The following is a 17,232-nucleotide window of genomic DNA, read 5'->3' as shown; positions in this document are numbered from 1 at the left end:
TTCATTGACTGAGCGGTCAGTAAACGCAGGCAGAAATCATTCTGCCCTGAGCGAGGGGGCGCGCAGATTACTCACTTGCGCGCCGGTCCTCAAGTGCTCCGTCCTGGAGCACTACTCACCAAACTTGGGCGTTTGGTCAGATTCTTAGAAGTGCACCTTCACCAGGGCGCTGGCGACGCTTTGATTGCTGTCGACATTGCCGCGGCTGTCGATGCCGTATTTGTCTTTCCAGTAGCTGTATTCAAAGCCCACATACAGCTGCTTGGCGCCCATGTTCAGAGCCTTGCCCAGGTCGTATTTGACCTGTGGGTTGAACTGCAGGTTGGCGTGATAGGTGCCGCGGCGGGTCTGGTCGTTGTCCACTACCCAGTCGATGTAGCCATCGATAAGGATGTCGGAGCGTCCCACTGGGATGGTGTAGGACCAGGCCGGGGTAATCTGCCAAACGTTGTCACCGGGGCGGCTGCCTTCGGTGTTGCGCAGGTAGAAGTTCAGGGTGAAGTAGTTGAAGCCGGGAATCCCCAGGTCGAACCCGGGGCCGATCAGGTAGGCCTCGTTGTCGCCTTCGCCGCGCTCGTAGGTCATGGCCAGGAGCACGTCTTTGACCGGGCCGAAGGCGAAGCTCTTGCCGGTGATCTTGCCCAGTGACAGGCGCGGGCTGAACTCACCGTAGTAGGTGGTCACGCCTTTGCTTGGGTCGGCCTTGCCGTTGTAGAAGATCTTGTCGACGAACAGGAAGGTGTCGCCGTACTTCCATTTGTTGGCGTGCTCGAAGGTAATGGTCTGCTGGATGTCGGGGTTGACCTTGAAGTCTTTGCCGTACAAGTAGGTCAGGCTTTCGCCGTGCCATTGCAGCCATTCGCCTGCATGCGTGGGGAGGGTGGCCAGCAGGCTGCTGCCCAGCAACAGGGACGAGGTGATGCGCTTCATGTTGTGATTCCCGGACTTATTGTTTTTGTTGGGGTTTTTTTGGCGCAAACGCGCCCCGAGCGGCCCATTCCGGCGGGCCGACGGTGTTGCGGTACGACGAGGTTGAAAAACGGGGTGGCCGACCGCGCCACCCCGCGCACTCAGTGCTGGTGACAGGCGTCGTTATGCGCCGCCCGATCAGCGCCACCGAGGATGTTGAACAGCACGTTCAGCACCAGGGCACTGAGCGTGGCCATGGCGATACCGCTGTGGGTAATTGGCTCCATCCACTGTGGCATTTGCGCGAAGAACTCGGGCTTGATCACCGGGATCAGGCCAAAGCCCACGCTGACCGCGACCAGCAGCTGGTTGCGGCGGTCGGAGATGTCCGCCTCCTGCAAAATCTTGATCCCGGTGGCGGTGACCATGCCGAACATGGCAATGGACGCGCCGCCAAGGACCGCAGGCGGGATCGAGGCGATCAGGTAGGCCGCCTTGGGCAGCAGGCTCAGGCCGATCAGCAGCGCACCCGCGACCACCGTGACGTAGCGGCAGCGCACGCCGGTCATCTGCACCAGGCCGATGTTCTGGGCGAACGAGGAGTGGGTGAAGGTGTTGAAGAAGCCAGCGACGAACGAGGCGCCGGCGTCGCACAACAGACCGCGGCGGAGCATGCCCGGGGTCACTTCGCGATCGGTCACTTTGCCCAGGGCCAGGAACATCCCGGTGGACTCGACAAAGATGATCACCACTACCAGGCACATCGACAGGATCGGCGCCAGGCTGAACGTCGGCATGCCGAAGTGCAGCGGCGTGACCACTTGCAGCCATGGCGCCTGGGCCAGGCCCGACAGGTCGACCATGCCGATCGAACCGGCCAGGATGTAGCCCAGGCCCATGCCGACCAGCACCGAAACGTTGACCCAGAAGCCGCGCATGAAGCGGTTGATCAACAGGATCACGGCCAGCACCAGGCCCGCCACCATCAGGTAGATCGGCGAGCCGAAGGTCTCGGCCTCATGCCCGCCACCGGCCCAGTTGACTGCCACCGGGAACAGCGACAGGCCAATCGAGGTAATCACGGTGCCGGTGACCAGTGGCGGGAAGAAGCGCACCACCTTGGACATGAACGGTGCGATCAGCATGCCGAAGAAACCGGCGGCGATGGTCGCGCCGAAGATCCCCTGCAGGCCGACGCCGGGCATGCCGGCCATGGCCACCATGCTGCCGACCGCAGCAAAACTGGCGCCCATCATGACCGGCATGCGAATGCCGACAGGACCGATACCGAACGATTGGATGATGGTGGCAACGCCTGCGACCAGCAGGTCGGCGTTGATCAGGAACGCGACTTCTTCGCGCGACAGGCCAGCGGCCTGGCCGATGATCAGCGGCACGGCGATCGCGCCTCCGTACATCAGCAGAACATGTTGCAAACCTACCAGGATCAGCTGAAACAGGGGCAGGGGCTGTCGTGGCGGCGCAACGGGGATGTACGCCTTGGGTGACTCGGACATGCAGCACCTCGAGTTTTGTTCTTATTCTCGGATCCAAGCGCTGGGTCTCAATCGGCAAGCTCTGGTTAGAAAGCTAGGGGTTCCCGGTTGAGGCCTGACGCTCGATGCTTGCTTGTTGCGTACTGCGTATAGCGTAAGCGGCAAAGCCACTGCGTCTGTAGGAGCGGTGTTGCTCGCGATGGCGATAGTGCACGCTCTATCGCATTCGCGTGCAAGCCCGCTCCTACAGGTTGACGCGTCGTTGCCGCTGTCTCGATCAGTTGACTGGGGCGCCTTTGGCAATCCAGTCACCGACCAACTTGCGCTCCTCGACGGTCATCTGGGTGATGTTGCCCAGCGGCATGATCTGGCTGGCGACCGCTTGCGCTTGGATGCGCGCGGCCTGGGCCTGGATCTGCTGCGGGGTGTCGAACATCACACCGCCAGGGGCGGCGCTGAACAGCGGGCTGGTTGGCTTGGACGAGTGGCACACGGTGCAGCGTTCCTGGATGACCGTGTGGATCTTGTCGAAAGCGCCACCGGCGGCCTGGGTGCTGGCCTGAGCTGGAGCCTCGGCCGCTGCGGCAGGCGCTTGGGCGGCTTTGGCAGCTTCTTCGGCGCGCAGTTCGGCAGCGGTCTTGCCCCCTACAGCGGTCGCTGGCAGCGGCTGGTACTCGACCTGCGCGGCAGCCTGCTCAGGTGCGGTGGGCAGCGGCTTGGGACCGGTCACATAGGCCAGGCAGATCATCGCCAGGGCGCCGACAGGCAGGGTCCAGGCGAACTTGTTGCTGTCGTGGCGGGTGTTGAAGTAGTGACGAATCAGTACCGCAGCCACGGCGATCCCGGCCAGGATCAGCCAGTTGTATTGGCTGCCATAGGTGCTCGGGAAGTGGTTGCTGATCATGATGAACAGCACCGGCAGGGTGAAGTAGTTGTTATGACGCGAGCGCAGCAGGCCCTTGGCCGGCAGTACCGGATCAGGGGTCTGGTTGTTCTCGATTGCCGCCACCAACTGGCGCTGGGCCGGCATGATGATGCGGAACACGTTACCGACCATGATGGTGCCGATGATCGCGCCGGTGTGCAGGTACGCGCCGCGACCGCTGAATACCAGGCTGAAGCCCCAGCAGGCGGCGATGATCAGCACGAACAGCACACCGCCGAGCAGGGCGGGGCGCTTGCCCAGTGGCGAGTCGCAGAGGAAGTCGTAGATGAACCAGCCGGCGACCAGCGAGCCGATACCGATCGCCACGCCTTCGGCACCGCTGAGGGTGCTGCCTGGTGCCAGCAGGTACAGGGTCGGGTTCCAGTAGAACACCACGCACAGCAGGGCGATACCGGACATCCAGGTGAAATAGGCTTCCCATTTGAACCAGTGCAGGTTCTCAGGCATTTTCGGCGGGGCCAGCTTGTACTTCTCCAGGTGGTAGATACCACCACCATGGATGGCCCAGAGATCACCTGACAACCCATCGCGCGGGTTGCTTCGATTCAGGTGGTTCTCGAGCCAGACGAAGTAGAACGATGCACCGATCCAGGCCACGCCGGTGATCATGTGAACCCAGCGAATGCTCAGGTTCAGCCATTCGTGAAGGTGTGCTTCCACAGTATGTACCTCTTGCCGGTCACGGTTCAGGCACTGAGCATGTCGCCCAGTGCTTGGATGACCGACCTTTTCTTATTGGTGGGGATTGAGGATCAGCATCTGTTCCTCGGTGAAATAATGCTCGTCGCAGTTGTTGCCGGAACCACTGCGATCAACCACCAGGAAGTCATCCCGCTTTTCGATCGTCAGCACCGGGTGGTGCCAAACGCCGCGATGGTAATTAATGCCCTGCCTGCCGTTGCTGCGGAAAGCGCGGACCAAACCTGATACAGGTGCATCGCCAACTGGCGCGACCACGATCAGAAAGGGGTTGCCGAGCAGCGGAATGAAAGCCTGGCTGCCCAGCGGATGGCGTTCGAGCATGCGTACGGTCAAGGGCATCTCCAGGGCGTCGGCGCGGAAGATGCTGATGATCGCTTTGTCCTCGGGCTCGGCGGTTTCGACCGTGGCGAGCTTGTGGAAGCGCATGGTCGAGCCGTTGTTGATCATGAAGTGGTCGCTGCCATCGGTTTCGATCACGTCACCGAACGGGGCAAAGGCTTCTTTGGTCAGGGGCTCGATCACTAGTGTGCGCATGCTTGTTATCTCTTTTTTCTATGTTCTATGTAGGGTTGGACAACTGCCTTGGGTCAGGCCCTGGGTGCGCTCACGTGGTGCACTCGGGCCAGGCCTTGACGGTGTGTCCTTACAATTGCAGCAGGCGGAACAGCGCGATCAGGTTGATCTGCGCCAGGGCTTCCTTGAATTCGGTATCAGCATCGTTATGGATGCGTTTTTCGAAGGCGGCGAGAATCTGGTGCCGGTTGCTGCCCTTGACCGCCATGATGAAAGGGAATTGGAACTTGGCCTTGTAGGCATCGTTGAGTTCGGTGAAGCGAGCGAACTCTTCGGCGGTGCACTGGTGGATACCGGCGCCGGCCTGCTCGTTGGTGCTCGACTCGGTCAGCTCGCCCTGGATCGCGGCCTTGCCAGCGAGGTCCGGGTGAGCGTTGATCAGGGCCAGCTGGTCGCTGTGGTTGGCGCTCAGGAGGATATCGCTCATGCGCTGGTGCAGCGCCTCGATCTCGTCCAGCTCGACCCGTTGGCCGAGGTCATAGGCCTTCTCGGCGACCCACGGCGAGTGCTCGTAGATGTCGGCGAAGGCACTGACGAAGGCGTCGCGGCTCAGGGTCGATGGCGTGAGGGTCTTGAAGGCGGTCATCAGGCGTTCTCTTTCTTGTACGGGTGGGTGGTGTGCCAGTGGCGGGCGATATCCACGCGACGGGCGAACCAGACCTGCTCATGGCTCTTGGCGTATTCGACGAAGCGCTTCAGTGCAGCCAGGCGAGCCGGGCGGCCGACCAGGCGGCAGTGCAGGCCGATCGAGAGCATTTTCGGCGCCTCGGCACCTTCTTCGTAGAGCACGTCGAAGGCGTCCTTGAGGTACTGGAAGAACTGCTCGCCGCAGTTGAAGCCCTGCACCTGGGTGAAGCGCATGTCATTGGTGTCCAGGGTGTAGGGGATCACCAGGTGCGGCTTGTCGGTCGGGTTGTTCGGCTCCCAGTAGGGCAGGTCGTCATCGTAGGTGTCGCTGTCATAGAGGAAGCCGCCTTCCTCCATCACCAGCCGGCGGGTGTTCGGCCCGGTGCGGCCGGTGTACCAGCCCAGTGGGCGTTCGCCGGTGAGTTCGGTGAGGATGCGGATGGCTTCGAGCATGTGCTCGCGCTCCTGCGCCTCGTCCATGTTCTGGTAGTCGATCCAGCGGTAGCCGTGGCTGCAGATTTCATGGCCGGCTTGGGCCATGGCGCGAATCACGTCGGGGTGGCGCTGGGCGGCCATGGCCACGGCGAAGATGGTCAGCGGTACGCCGGTGTCCTTGAACAGTTTGAGCAGGCGCCATACGCCGGCACGGCTGCCGTACTCGTAGAGCGACTCCATGCTCATGTTGCGTTGGCCTTGCAGCGGTTGCGCCGCGACCATCTCGGAGAGGAAGGCTTCGGACTCTTTATCACCGTGCAGGATGTTGCGCTCGCCACCTTCTTCGTAATTGAGGACGAAAGACAAGGCAATGCGGGCGTTACCCGGCCATTGCGGGTGAGGTGGGTTGTTGCCGTAACCGATCAGGTCGCGAGGGTAGTCAGCGCTCACTGCAGTCTTCCTTCTTGTACGTGTGTGCGGGGGTGGGTGGACCCGCGTCGGGTTGTCGCACTCACCGGATGGGCTGATTGTATACAACTTCTGAAATCATTTGTAAGCCTGTTTTTCCGCATTTCTTCCCTTTTGTCGCCTGAGAATGTATTGCAAGAAACCTGCCTGTTTGGTCAGCTAATGACCTTGGCGTGTGCATGGCGCCTATATTTGGCGACTGGTGGCCTATTCTTGGGGGAGGTTACCGGGGTGTTGCGCAAGGGTCGAAAAAATTGTGTACAATTTTTAGAGAAAGTGTCTTAATGGCGCCATTCCCACACACGGTAGGCGCTTTCGTGGTGCCTGCTGGGTATTTTCTGCCCACGATTTGAACAAGAGGCGACAAGCACATGGGACGTTTGACTACTCACGTACTGGATGCTGCGCATGGCTGCCCGGGTAGCTCGATCAAGGTCGAGTTGTACCGTGTCGAAGGCCAGCAGCTGGAGTTGGTGAATACTGCGCTGACCAATAGCGATGGCCGGGTCGATGCGCCGTTGCTGCAGGGTGATGACTACCGCACTGGGGTATACCAGTTGCAGTTCAGTGCTGGGGACTACTATCGGGCTCGGGGCGTGGCTTTGCCAGAAGCGGCGTTCCTGGATGTTGTGGTGCTGCGGTTTGGGATTGATGAAAAGCAGGAGCACTACCATGTGCCGCTGCTGATCTCGCCCTATAGCTACTCGACCTATCGTGGAAGCTAGTTGGTCGCTAGAAGAATCTTCGTAGGTCTTTGGCCCGCTCTCACACTGGCGGGCTTTTTTTCGTCTGATGGTTTTGTGGTTTTGTGGTTTTGTGGTTTTGTGTTGTTTGTGGTTTTGTGTACATATCCATTCGCGATGGCGACATTTAGGCACCCTTCCGCCCTACGGCGGGTCACTTTTTGGCAAACGCCCGGTGTGCCGGCCCAGCCAAAAGTAACCAAAAAAGGCTGCGCTCCACCATCCGGCCCTACGCTGCGCTTCGGGTCCCCTCGCTTCGGTGTCTTCCGGGCCCGCGCGGCCTACGATTTGCTACGCAAATCTACATCTCGCGCCTTCGGCTACGCCGAAGGGTGCTATCGCACCTGGCCCTCCAGACACCTACGCTCGGCCTCCTGAAGTCGCGAAGTTAGTGGCGGCGACTGGGCTGGCGTTATCTGGCGATAGTGCCAGGTGTGGTGGATAGTTGGACGCCATCGCGGGGCAAGCCCGCTCCCACGAGTCACCGCCAACCAAAAGCGGCGCGGTATCGTGGGAGCGGGCTTGCCCCGCGAAGAGGCCAGAACAAACAACACAAAAGAAAAATTCAAACCTTGGCCTTGGCTTCTGCGAGAGCGCAGCGATTCGCTGCTCTTGATCTTCGTGCGCGTAATTCCAGGCGACGCAGATTCGCGACTTCAGGAGGCTGAGCAGAGGTGTCTGGAGGGCCAGGTGCGATAGCACCCTTCGGCGCGGCCGAAGGCGCGAGATGTAGATTTGCGCAGCAAATCGTAGGCCGCGCGGGCCTGGAAGGCGCCGGCGCGAAGGGACCCCGGAGCGCAGCGCAGGGGCCGTATGCAGGAGCGAGCGGCTTTGCCTACTTTGGCCAAGACCAAAGTAGGCCGCCGTAAGGGCGGAAGGGGCCAGTAGCGCCGCCCCCTCAAATGGATAAGCTCAAATCTCTAGAAGCCCAAGCCCACCTCAAAGAAACACAAACTTGGCAATAAAGATCGCACAAAGCACCCAAAGGCTAGCCGAGATCTCCTTGTACTTCCCAGTCCCCGCCTTGAGCACCACATAGCTGATGAACCCCAAGGCAATCCCATCGGCCACCGAAAACGTCAACGGCATCATGATCACCGTGACAATCGCCGGAATGCTGTCAGTCGCCTCATCCCAGTGAATGTGCGCCATGCTTCCCATCATCAGCATCGCCACATAGATCAGCGCCCCCGCGGTGGCATAAGCAGGAATCATCCCCGCCAGCGGGGCAAAGAACATCGCCGCGACAAACAGCAGCCCGACCACCACGGCGGTCAGCCCGGTGCGCCCACCCGCTGCCACGCCCGCAGCACTCTCCACATAGCTGGTCACCGGTGGCACGCCCACCGCAGCACCAAAGACGCTCGACGCACTGTCTGCCTTCAGCGCCCGCGACAGGTTCTCGATCTTGCCATCCGCCGCTACCAGGTTGGCCCGCTGGGCAACGCCCATCAAGGTCCCCGCCGTGTCGAACATATGCACGAACAAGAACGCCAGGACCACGCTGATCATGCTGACGTTGAACACACCCGCCACATCCATGGCCATCCAGGTCGGCGCCAGGCTCGGCGGCAGCGAGAACACCCCGCCATACTGCACCAGGCCCAGACCCCAGCCTGCCAAGGTAACGGTGATGATGGCGATCAGGATCGCGCCGAACACCCGGTGGTAGCTGAGCACGGCAATCATCAGGAAGCACACCGCCGCCAGCAGTGGCCCCGGCTCATGCAGCGAGCCCAACTTGATCAGGGTGGCAGGGCTATCGACAACGATGCCTGCAGTCTTCAAGCCGATCAGTCCGAGAAACAATCCGACGCCGGCACCCATCGCATGACGCAAGCTCACTGGGATGCTGTTGAGCAGCCACTCACGCACCCGTGACAAGGTCAGGAACATGAACAGCACCCCAGAGACGAACACCGCACCCAGCGCGGCCTCCCAGGTGTACCCCATGGTTCCGACCACGGTATAGGTGAAGAAGGCATTCAGGCCCATGCCCGGTGCCAGGCCAACCGGCCAGTTGGCGTACAGCCCCATCAGCAGGCAACCAAGGGCGGCGGCGATGCACGTGGCGACGAACGCTGCCCCGTGGTCGATGCCGGCGTCAGCCATGATGTTGGGGTTGACGAAGATGATGTAGGCCATGGTGATGAAGGTGGTCACCCCGGCGATCATTTCGGTCTTGACCGTGGTGCCGTGTCGCTTGAGTTTGAAAATCCGCTCCAGCCAACTCGTTTCGAGCGGTGGGGCGAGATCCAGCGTAGGGGCTTCGGATTTGCGGCTTTCCACAGCGAGTACTCCTCAAGTCTTTCTTGTTGTTCGGAGCCAGTGACCTGCGCTATGCACTTGGTGACTCCGCGAGGGGGATTGGCAGACATCCGACCGTTTGTTGACTTCAGGGTCAAGAAGTTGCTCGCTGGATTATCCTTTTGTGTACAAAGAATGCAAATAATGTTTTATCTTTTGTACGAACAATCTGACGTCTGATGGCTATATGCCGAAAGGCCACCTGCAGAAACGGGTCAGCCTGTGTACAATAGGCCCATACCTTTATCCTTTATTTTCCAACCAGGGCTTGCCATCCACCCTCTGACAGGTATTACAGTCAAGGTCCGACTGGCGGATTCCCGTGCTCGAGTGCCCATGAACGAACAGCTGCAACCTCTCAAGAAACCTGTGCGCAATGGCAAGGCCGGCCGCAGTGGTACCCAGGATGACATCGTCTACGCGCATATTTTCGAGGCGATCCTCGAGCAGCGGCTGGCGCCGGGCACCAAGTTGAGCGAGGAAGCGCTGGGCGAGATCTTCGGTGTCAGCCGCACCATCATCCGTCGCGCTCTGTCGCGTCTGGCCCATGAAAGCGTGGTGCTGCTGCGGCCCAATCGTGGTGCGGTTGTCGCCAGCCCAACGGTTGAAGAAGCCCGCCAGGTGTTCTTCTCCCGGCGTATGGTCGAGCGTGCGATCACTGAGCTGGCGGTGCAGCATGCAACGCTCGAGCAACTCAACGAACTGCGCCAGATGGTTCGCGAAGAGCGCGACAGCTTCTCGCGTGGCGACCGTGGCGCGGGTATTCGCCTGTCCGGTGAATTCCACCTCAAGCTGGCTGAGGCTGCCGGTAATGCACCGCTGGTGAGTTTCCAGCGCAGCCTGGTATCGCAGACCTCGCTGATCATCGCCCAGTACGAAAGCGGCAACCGCTCGCATTGCTCGTACGATGAGCACATGCAACTGATCGACGCCATCGAAGCGCGCGATGCGCAGCAGGCGGTGAGCCTGATGATGCATCACATGGACCACATCGACAGCAAGCTGAACCTGGACGAGGAGAGCGCCTCGGACGACCTGCATGCAGTGTTCTCGCACTTGCTGCAGAAAAAGCCCAAGGCTTCTGCCAAAGGTTGATCGTTTGCCTGGATGATAATGGGGCCGTACAGCGGCCCCAGTCGTTACTGGCCATTAGCCAAAGCTCTGCTAGATTTCACTCCTGCAAACCTTCATCAAGCAGTTGGGCTTGCGCAACCGTTGCGTCCAACTACTTGAGGAAAGGTCCATGACTACGTCCCTGGGTGTGCGCATGGGTGCCGAGCTGGTCGGCACATTCTGGTTGGTCCTGGGGGGATGCGGCAGCGCGGTGCTGGCGGCCAGCTCTCCCATCGGCATCGGCGTTCTGGGTGTCGCGTTCGCGTTCGGTCTCACCGTCCTGACCATGGCCTTCGCCATCGGCCATATCTCTGGTTGTCATCTCAACCCTGCGGTTTCGCTAGGGCTGGTGGTCGGTGGCCGGTTTCCTGCCAAAGAGCTGTTGCCCTACGTCGTCGCCCAGGTGGTCGGGGCAATCCTGGCCGCTGCGATGATTTACTTCATTGCCAGTGGCAAGGCCGGCTTCGAGTTGTCGTCGGGGCTTGCCTCGAACGGCTATGCCGAGCACTCCCCCGGCGGCTATTCGCTACTGGCGGGGTTCACCAGTGAAGTGGTGATGACGGCGATGTTCCTGGTGATCATCATGGGCGCCACCGATGCTCGTGCGCCGGCGGGCTTTGCGCCAATTGCCATTGGCCTGGCCCTGACCCTTATCCACTTGATCTCCATCCCGGTCACCAACACTTCGGTGAACCCGGCGCGTAGCACCGGGCCGGCGTTGTTCGTGGGAGGCTGGGCGTTGCAGCAGTTGTGGCTGTTCTGGGTGGCGCCGCTGATCGGGGCTGTGATCGGCGGCGCGCTGTATCGAGGGCTGGCGCGCGAACCTTAGCGCTGGTGCACGCAGCGCCCGGCCGCGAAGGTTTCACGCACGGTACGGTCGTCGCCCAGGGTGGTGAGGACGAACAGAGTCTCCTCGATGCTGTTGGACTGCTGAATGCGGTAGTCCAGCAGCGGCGTGGCTTTGTAGTCGAGCACCACGAAGTCGGCGTCGTTGCCAGGCTCCAAGCTGCCGATGCGGTCGTCCAGGCGCAGCGCGCGGGCGCCGCCGAGAGTGGCCAGGTACAGCGACTTGTACGGGTGCAGGCGAGCGCCCTGCAACTGCATGACTTTGTACGCCTCGTTGAGGGTATTGAGCAGCGAGAAGCTGGTGCCGGCTCCCACGTCGGTGCCCAGGCCGACGTTGACCTTGAACTTCTCCGCTTGCGGCAGGTTGAACAGGCCGCTGCCCAGGAACAGGTTGGAGGTCGGGCAGAAGGCGATCGCCGAACCGGTCTCGGCCAGGCGCTGGCATTCTTCATCGCACAGGTGCACGCCGTGGGCGAACACCGAGCGCTCGCCGAGCAGCTCGAAGTGGTCGTAGACGTCCAGGTAGCCTGTGCGTTCAGGGAACAGCGCCTTGACCCAGTCGATTTCCTTGAGGTTCTCCGACAGGTGGGTGTGCATATACACGCCCGGATGCTCCTTGAGCAGTTGTCCGGCCAGGGCCAGTTGCTCTGGGGTGCTGGTCGGGGCGAAGCGAGGAGTAACTGCGTAGTGCAGGCGGCCCTTGCCGTGCCAGCGCTCGATCAGTGCCTTGCTTTCGCTGTAGGAAGATTCGGCGGTGTCGGTGAGGTAGTCCGGTGCGTTGCGGTCCATCATCACCTTGCCGGCGATCAGGCGCAGGTCCAGGCGTTGGGCTTCTTCGAACAGGGCGTTGACCGACTCGGGGTGCACGCTGCCGAACACCAGGGCGGTGGTGGTGCCATTGCGCAGCAGTTCCTGGAGGAAGATTTTCGCGACGTTGTCGGCATGGGCCTTGTCGGCGAACTGCTTTTCGCACGGGAAGGTGTAGGTGTTCAACCAGTCCAGCAGTTGCTCGCCATAGGAGCCGATCATGCCGGTCTGCGGGAAGTGGATATGGGTATCGATGAAGCCTGGGGTGATCAGGGCATCCTGGTAGTGCACCACTTCGATGTCGGCATCCAGCGTCGGCAGCAGCTCGCTGGCATGCCCCAAGGCACTGATGCGGCCGTTGTCGACTACCAGCAGGCCGTCTTCGTAATAGGCATGGGAGGCCTCCAGGCCGACCTCGGCTGGGTCAGCGATGCTGTGCAGGATGGCCGATCGGTAGGCTTTACGGGTTGCAGTCATATCACGCTCGTCAAATGGCTTGGCTGCGCCGAGAGGGCGGCAGCAGTTGGGCAATGGGGCCGGCGTTCACGCCAGCGTCGTGCTGGCCAAAGCAGGCGTTGTAGGTGGCAATGATTTCCGCGGCGATGGACACGGCGATCTCGATCGGCAGCTTGCCCTTGACCTCGGCCAGGCCCATCGGGCAACGCATCCGTGCCAGCAGGGCATCGTCGTAACCGCGTTCACGCAGGCGGTGCTCGAACTTGACGCGCTTGGTCTTCGAGCCGATCAGGCCGAACCAGGTGAAATCGTTGCGCTTGAGGATGGCCGCAGTCAGCTCCAGGTCGAGCTGGTGGTTGTGGGTCATGACGATGCAGTAACTGCCTGCTGGCAGTTCGGCGACTTCGTCGACCGGCTCCTCGCTGATGATCTTGCTCACCCCGGCTGGGATCAGATCGGGGAATTCCTGCTCGCGCGAATCGATCCAGCGCACTCGGCAGGGCAGGGCGGCGAGCAAGGGTACCAGAGCGCGACCGACATGGCCCGCGCCGAACACGGCGATCTGTGCCTGTACTGCGGCCATTGGTTCGAACAGCAGCACAGTGGCGCCGCCGCAGCATTGGCCGAGGCTGGCCCCGAGGCTGAAGCGCTCCAGGTGTGGGGTGCTGCGTTGTTCCTCGAGCATCTGCCGGGCGATGTGCAGGGCTTTGTATTCCAGGTGGCCGCCGCCGATGGTGTCGAACATCTGGCTGGCGCTGACGACCATTTTCGAGCCGGCGTTGCGCGGGGTCGAGCCGCGCTCCTCGATGATGGTCACCAGGACGCAGGCTTCGCCGCGGGCTTGCAGGTCGGCGAGGGCGTTGATCCATTGGTGCATGATGCAGATCCTCTCTCGATCACTGTTGGAGCGGACATGCCCGCTCCAACAGAGAGCCGCGGCGTTAATGCGTTACGGTTTCCACTTCAACTTCTGCAGGTTGCGCTGCGGCCAGCGCCTGGCGCATCTGCTCGCAGCCCCACAGTACCCGCTCGGGGGTTGCCGGGGCGTCGATGTTCGGCTGCACCTGGTAGCCGGCAATGCTCGCCACCGCATCCTTGATCGCGCACCAGGCAGCGATGCCGAGCATGAACGGCGGCTCGCCAACGGCCTTGGAATGGAACACGGTGTCCTCCGGATTCTTGCGGTTTTCCACCAGTTTCACCCGCAGGTCCAACGGCATGTCGGCGACGGCGGGAATCTTGTAGCTGGCCGGGCCGTTGGTCATCAGCTTGCCTTTGGCGTTCCACACCAGCTCTTCGGTGGTCAACCAGCCCATACCCTGGATAAAGCCGCCTTCCACCTGGCCGATGTCGATGGCCGGGTTCAGCGAGTCACCGACGTCGTGCAGGATGTCGGCACGCAGCATCTTGTACTCGCCGGTCAACGTATCGACGATCACTTCGACGCAGGCCGCCCCAAAGGCGAAGTAGTAGAACGGCCGACCACGCGCCTGAGTGCGGTCGTAGTAGATCTTCGGGGTGCGGTAGAAGCCGGTGCTCGACAGCGATACCTGGGCAAAGTACGCCTGCTGCACCAACTGCTCGAAACTGACGATCTCTTCGCGAATGCGCACATGGCCATTGCGAAACTCGACGTCTTCCTCGGTGACCTTCCAGTGCCGTGCAGCAAACTCAGTCAACCGTGCCTTGAGGATTTCGGCGGCGTTCTGAGCGGCCTTGCCGTTCAGGTCGGCGCCACTGGAGGCTGCGGTTGGCGAGGTGTTGGGCACCTTGTCGGTGTTGGTTGCGGTGATCTGGATGCGATCGAAATCGACCTGGAATACCTGCGCCACAACCTGCGCGACCTTGGTGTTCAAACCCTGGCCCATCTCGGTGCCGCCGTGGTTGAGGTGAATGCTGCCGTCGGTATAGATGTGGATCAGCGCACCGGCCTGGTTGAGGAAGGTGGCGGTAAAGGAAATACCGAACTTCACCGGCGTTAGCGCCAGGCCCTTTTTCAGGATTGGGCTGTGCTCGTTGAAACGGCGGATCGACTCGCGGCGCTCGGCGTAATCGCTGCTGGCCTCGAGCTCTGCGGTCATCTCCTCGAGCATGTTGTGCTCGACGGTCTGGTAGTAGTGGGTGACGTTGCGCTCGGTCTTGCCGTAGTAGTTGGCCTTGCGCACCGCCAGCGGGTCACGGCCCAGCTGACGGGCGATGTGGTCCATCACCTGCTCGATGGCGACCATCCCTTGCGGGCCGCCAAAGCCGCGGTAGGCGGTATTGGAGGCGGTGTTGGTCTTGCAGCGATGGCCATGCACGGTGGCATCGCCCAGGTAATAGGCGTTGTCGGAGTGGAACATGGCGCGGTCGACGATCGAGCCAGACAGGTCAGGTGAGTAGCCACAGTTGCCGGCCAGGTCGAACTGGATGCCATGCAGGCGGCCGTCATCATCGAAGCCCACGTCATATTCGACGTAGAACGGGTGACGCTTGCCAGTCATGGTCATGTCTTCGACCCGGGGCAGGCGCATCTTGGTCGGCTGTCCGGTCAGGCGTGCGATCACCGCGCACAGGCAGGCGGGGCTGGCCGCTTGGGTTTCCTTGCCGCCGAAACCACCACCCATGCGGCGCATGTCGAGGACGATCTTGTTCATCGGTACGTCGAGTACTTCGGCGACCAGCTTCTGCACTTCGGTGGGGTTCTGCGTGGAGCAGTAGACGATCATGCCGCCATCTTCGGTGGGCATCACCGAGGAGATCTGCGTCTCCAGGTAGAAGTGCTCCTGGCCGCCGATGTGCAGCGTGCCCTGCAAGCGGTGCGGGGCGCTGGCCAGTGCTGCTGCCGAGTCACCGCGCTGGTGGGTGTGGCTGTCGAGCACGAAGTGCTTTTTACGCAGCGCTTGGACCACATCGAGCACCGGCTCCAGGTCCTGGTACTCGACGATTGCCGCCATCGCCGCCTGGCGTGCGGTTTCCAGGTCGCGGGCAGCGACGGCGAGCACGGGCTGGCCGAAGAACTCGACCTTGTCGATCGCCAGCAGTGGGTCGCCGGCTACGACCGGGCCGATGTCCTTCAGGCCCGGAATGTCTTCGTGGGTGATGACGATGCGCACACCTTCGAAGGCGTAGCAGGGCGTGGTGTCGATGCGCAGGATGCGCGCGTGGGCGCGGTCCGAGGTGCGCGCATAGACGTGCAACTGGTTGGGGAATTCCAGGCGGTCATCGATGTAGATCGCCTCGCCGGACACATGTTTGTCGGCGCTGTCGTGCTTGACGCTGCGGCCGACCCCGGTGCTCAGGTCCTGGCGGAACAGTTCGGCCATCTCGGCCTGGCTCTTGACGGCGTGATGGTTAGACATAGGCGGTCACCCGGGTTTCGATGTGCGGCGATTGCAGTTCGATGAAGTACTTGCGCAGCAGGTTCTGCGCGGTGAGCAGGCGGTACTCTTTGCTCGCACGGAAGTCCGTGAGCGGGCTGAAGTCTTCAGCCAGCGCCTGGCAGGCGCGCTCCAGGGTGGCCTGGTTCCAAGGCTTGCCGCGCAGCGCCGCTTCACAGGCGCGGGCGCGTTTGGGGATCGCCGCCATGCCGCCGAAGGCGATGCGCACGCCGCTGACCACGCCATTCTCGATGCTCAGGTTGAACGCTGCGCACACCGCCGAGATATCGTCGTCCAGACGTTTGGAAACCTTGTAGGCGCGGAAGGTCCAGTCATTGCTGGCGCGCGGCACGATGATCTTCTCGATGAACTCGCTGTCCTGGCGGGCGGTGATGCGGTAGTCGATGAAGTAGTCTTCCAGGGCCAGGGTGCGCTGACGTTGACCCTGGCGCAGTACCACCTGGGCATCCAGGGCGATCAGCAGGGGCGGTGAGTCGCCAATCGGCGAGGCGTTGCCGATGTTGCCACCCAGGGTGCCCTGGTTGCGGATCTGCAGGGAGGCGAAGCGGTGCAGCAGGGCGCCGAAGTCCGGGTATTCTTCGCTCAGCGCGCCATAGCAGTCGGTCAGAGGGGTGGCTGCACCGATTTCCAGGTGCGTGGCGCTCTTGTCGATGCGCTTGAGTTCGGCCACGCCACCGACGTAGATCATCACCGGCAAGGTGCGGTGGAACTGGGTGACTTCCAGGGCCAGGTCGGTGCCGCCTGCGAGCAGGCGAGCTTCTGGGTGCGAGCTGTACAGGTCGGCCAGGTCGGCCACGGTAAGCGGTACCAGGCAGCGTTTGTCGCCGCTGTTGAGTTCGCCGGTTTCGCTCGGGGCGATGGCTTTGAGGCGAGCGATGGTTTGCGCCTGCTGGGCATCGAACTGATCGCGGCAGGGCATGGCGCAGCTCTGCTCGGCAGCGGCGAGAATCGGCCGGTAGCCGGTGCAGCGGCACAGGTTGCCGGCGAGGGCTTCCTGGGCTTGCTGCAGGTCATGGCCTTGGCTGTTTTTCTGCAGGGCGAACAGCGACATGACAAAGCCCGGGGTGCAGAAGCCGCATTGCGAACCATGGCAGTCAGCCATTGCCCGCTGCACACTGTGCAGCTCGCCTTGATGCTTGAGGCCCTCGACGCTGATCAGTTGCTTGCCGTGCAACGACGAGACGAAGGTCAGGCACGAGTTGAGGCTGCGGTAGCGCAGGGTCTCGTGACCTTGGTCGTCCTGGGTGAGCTCGCCCACGACCACGGTGCAGGCGCCGCAGTCGCCACTGGCGCAGCCTTCCTTGGTTCCGGGTTTGCCTAGGTGCTCACGCAGGTATTGCAGCACCGTCATGTTCGGGTCCAGGGCGTGCTCATTACGCAGCTCCTGGTTGACGAGAAACTGGATCACGGGGAAGGCCTCGCAA

At 61.8% G+C, this 17,232-nt stretch carries 14 protein-coding genes; 3 read left to right on the top strand and 11 right to left on the bottom strand.

What is annotated here, in order from left to right:
- Positions 1-144: 144 nt before the first annotated feature.
- The 6 genes from AAZU54_RS17070 to puuE form a co-directional block, all read right to left on the bottom strand.
- A complete protein-coding gene (locus AAZU54_RS17070; RefSeq protein ID WP_186556274.1) occupies positions 145-930 on the bottom strand; it encodes an outer membrane protein OmpK in 786 nt (261 codons plus the stop codon).
- A 140-nt stretch (positions 931-1,070) separates the two neighbouring features.
- The gene (locus tag AAZU54_RS17065) at positions 1,071-2,426 is read right to left on the bottom strand and encodes a nucleobase:cation symporter-2 family protein (protein ID WP_434727433.1); all 1,356 of its coding nucleotides are present in this window, start codon (positions 2,424-2,426) and stop codon (positions 1,071-1,073) included.
- Positions 2,427-2,682: 256 nt separating this feature from the next.
- Positions 2,683-4,011, bottom strand: a complete 1,329-nt coding sequence (locus tag AAZU54_RS17060; RefSeq protein WP_186556276.1) for a urate hydroxylase PuuD — start codon at positions 4,009-4,011, stop codon at positions 2,683-2,685.
- Positions 4,012-4,083: 72 nt separating this feature from the next.
- Entirely contained in the window at positions 4,084-4,587 is a 504-nt protein-coding gene (locus AAZU54_RS17055) for an ureidoglycolate lyase (RefSeq protein WP_186556277.1), read from the bottom strand.
- Between the two features lie 109 nt (positions 4,588-4,696).
- Positions 4,697-5,212 carry a 2-oxo-4-hydroxy-4-carboxy-5-ureidoimidazoline decarboxylase gene (uraD, locus tag AAZU54_RS17050; RefSeq protein WP_186556278.1) on the bottom strand — a complete coding sequence of 172 codons (516 nt, stop codon included), beginning with the start codon at positions 5,210-5,212 and terminating at the stop codon, positions 4,697-4,699.
- Entirely contained in the window at positions 5,212-6,138 is a 927-nt protein-coding gene (gene puuE, locus AAZU54_RS17045; RefSeq protein ID WP_186556279.1) for an allantoinase PuuE, read from the bottom strand. The genes uraD and puuE overlap by 1 nt, the downstream gene beginning before the upstream one ends.
- 389 nt (positions 6,139-6,527) lie before the next feature.
- On the opposite strand from puuE, the gene uraH reads away from it, so the two are divergent.
- Positions 6,528-6,881, top strand: coding sequence for a hydroxyisourate hydrolase (gene uraH / locus AAZU54_RS17040; protein WP_186556280.1), 354 nt, complete (start codon positions 6,528-6,530; stop codon positions 6,879-6,881).
- Between the two features lie 957 nt (positions 6,882-7,838).
- On the opposite strand, the gene AAZU54_RS17035 is transcribed toward uraH, so the two are convergent.
- Positions 7,839-9,188 (bottom strand): NCS2 family permease, encoded by a 1,350-nt coding sequence (locus AAZU54_RS17035; protein WP_186556281.1) that lies wholly within the window; start codon positions 9,186-9,188, stop codon positions 7,839-7,841.
- A 354-nt stretch (positions 9,189-9,542) separates the two neighbouring features.
- Between AAZU54_RS17035 and AAZU54_RS17030 the strand changes: the two genes are divergently transcribed.
- Both AAZU54_RS17030 and aqpZ read left to right on the top strand, forming a co-directional pair.
- Complete coding sequence (locus AAZU54_RS17030; RefSeq protein ID WP_186556282.1) at positions 9,543-10,301, top strand: GntR family transcriptional regulator; 759 nt, start codon at positions 9,543-9,545, stop codon at positions 10,299-10,301.
- Positions 10,302-10,449: 148 nt separating this feature from the next.
- A complete protein-coding gene (gene aqpZ, locus AAZU54_RS17025) occupies positions 10,450-11,148 on the top strand; it encodes an aquaporin Z (protein WP_434727432.1) in 699 nt (232 codons plus the stop codon).
- On the opposite strand, the gene guaD is transcribed toward aqpZ, so the two are convergent.
- The 4 genes from guaD to xdhA all read right to left on the bottom strand — a co-directional run bounded on the left by guaD (position 11,145) and on the right by xdhA (position 17,216).
- A complete protein-coding gene (gene guaD / locus AAZU54_RS17020) occupies positions 11,145-12,449 on the bottom strand; it encodes a guanine deaminase (protein ID WP_405128807.1) in 1,305 nt (434 codons plus the stop codon). The two genes, aqpZ and guaD, sit on opposite strands and share 4 nt — an antisense overlap.
- Before the next feature lie 10 nt (positions 12,450-12,459).
- Positions 12,460-13,305 (bottom strand): xanthine dehydrogenase accessory protein XdhC, encoded by an 846-nt coding sequence (gene xdhC / locus AAZU54_RS17015; protein WP_405128806.1) that lies wholly within the window; start codon positions 13,303-13,305, stop codon positions 12,460-12,462.
- 64 nt (positions 13,306-13,369) lie between these two features.
- Positions 13,370-15,769 carry a xanthine dehydrogenase molybdopterin binding subunit gene (gene xdhB, locus AAZU54_RS17010; RefSeq protein WP_186556286.1) on the bottom strand — a complete coding sequence of 800 codons (2,400 nt, stop codon included), beginning with the start codon at positions 15,767-15,769 and terminating at the stop codon, positions 13,370-13,372.
- The gene (gene xdhA / locus AAZU54_RS17005) at positions 15,762-17,216 is read right to left on the bottom strand and encodes a xanthine dehydrogenase small subunit (RefSeq protein WP_186556287.1); all 1,455 of its coding nucleotides are present in this window, start codon (positions 17,214-17,216) and stop codon (positions 15,762-15,764) included. Before xdhA ends, xdhB begins: the two co-directional genes overlap by 8 nt.
- Between the last annotated feature and the right edge of the window lie 16 nt (positions 17,217-17,232).

Origin of the sequence: Pseudomonas sp. Je.1.5.c, from assembly GCF_051129895.1 — a bacterium.
Lineage (GTDB): Bacteria > Pseudomonadota > Gammaproteobacteria > Pseudomonadales > Pseudomonadaceae > Aquipseudomonas > Aquipseudomonas urmiensis.
This window is presented reverse-complemented; position numbering and strand designations above follow the sequence as displayed.

Bases quoted from the DNA above. Each gene is read 5' to 3' on its own strand.
- AAZU54_RS17070 (WP_186556274.1), bottom strand. From the start codon at position 930: ATGAAGCGCATCACCTCGTCCCTGTTGCTGGGCAGCAGCCTGCTGGCC.
- aqpZ (WP_434727432.1), top strand. From the start codon at position 10,450: ATGACTACGTCCCTGGGTGTGCGCATGGGTGCCGAGCTGGTCGGCACA.
- xdhC (WP_405128806.1), bottom strand. From the start codon at position 13,305: ATGCACCAATGGATCAACGCCCTCGCCGACCTGCAAGCCCGCGGCGAA.
- uraD (WP_186556278.1), bottom strand. From the start codon at position 5,212: ATGACCGCCTTCAAGACCCTCACGCCATCGACCCTGAGCCGCGACGCC.
- xdhB (WP_186556286.1), bottom strand. From the start codon at position 15,769: ATGTCTAACCATCACGCCGTCAAGAGCCAGGCCGAGATGGCCGAACTG.
- AAZU54_RS17055 (WP_186556277.1), bottom strand. From the start codon at position 4,587: ATGCGCACACTAGTGATCGAGCCCCTGACCAAAGAAGCCTTTGCCCCG.
- guaD (WP_405128807.1), bottom strand. From the start codon at position 12,449: ATGACTGCAACCCGTAAAGCCTACCGATCGGCCATCCTGCACAGCATC.
- uraH (WP_186556280.1), top strand. From the start codon at position 6,528: ATGGGACGTTTGACTACTCACGTACTGGATGCTGCGCATGGCTGCCCG.
- AAZU54_RS17065 (WP_434727433.1), bottom strand. From the start codon at position 2,426: ATGTCCGAGTCACCCAAGGCGTACATCCCCGTTGCGCCGCCACGACAG.
- AAZU54_RS17030 (WP_186556282.1), top strand. From the start codon at position 9,543: ATGAACGAACAGCTGCAACCTCTCAAGAAACCTGTGCGCAATGGCAAG.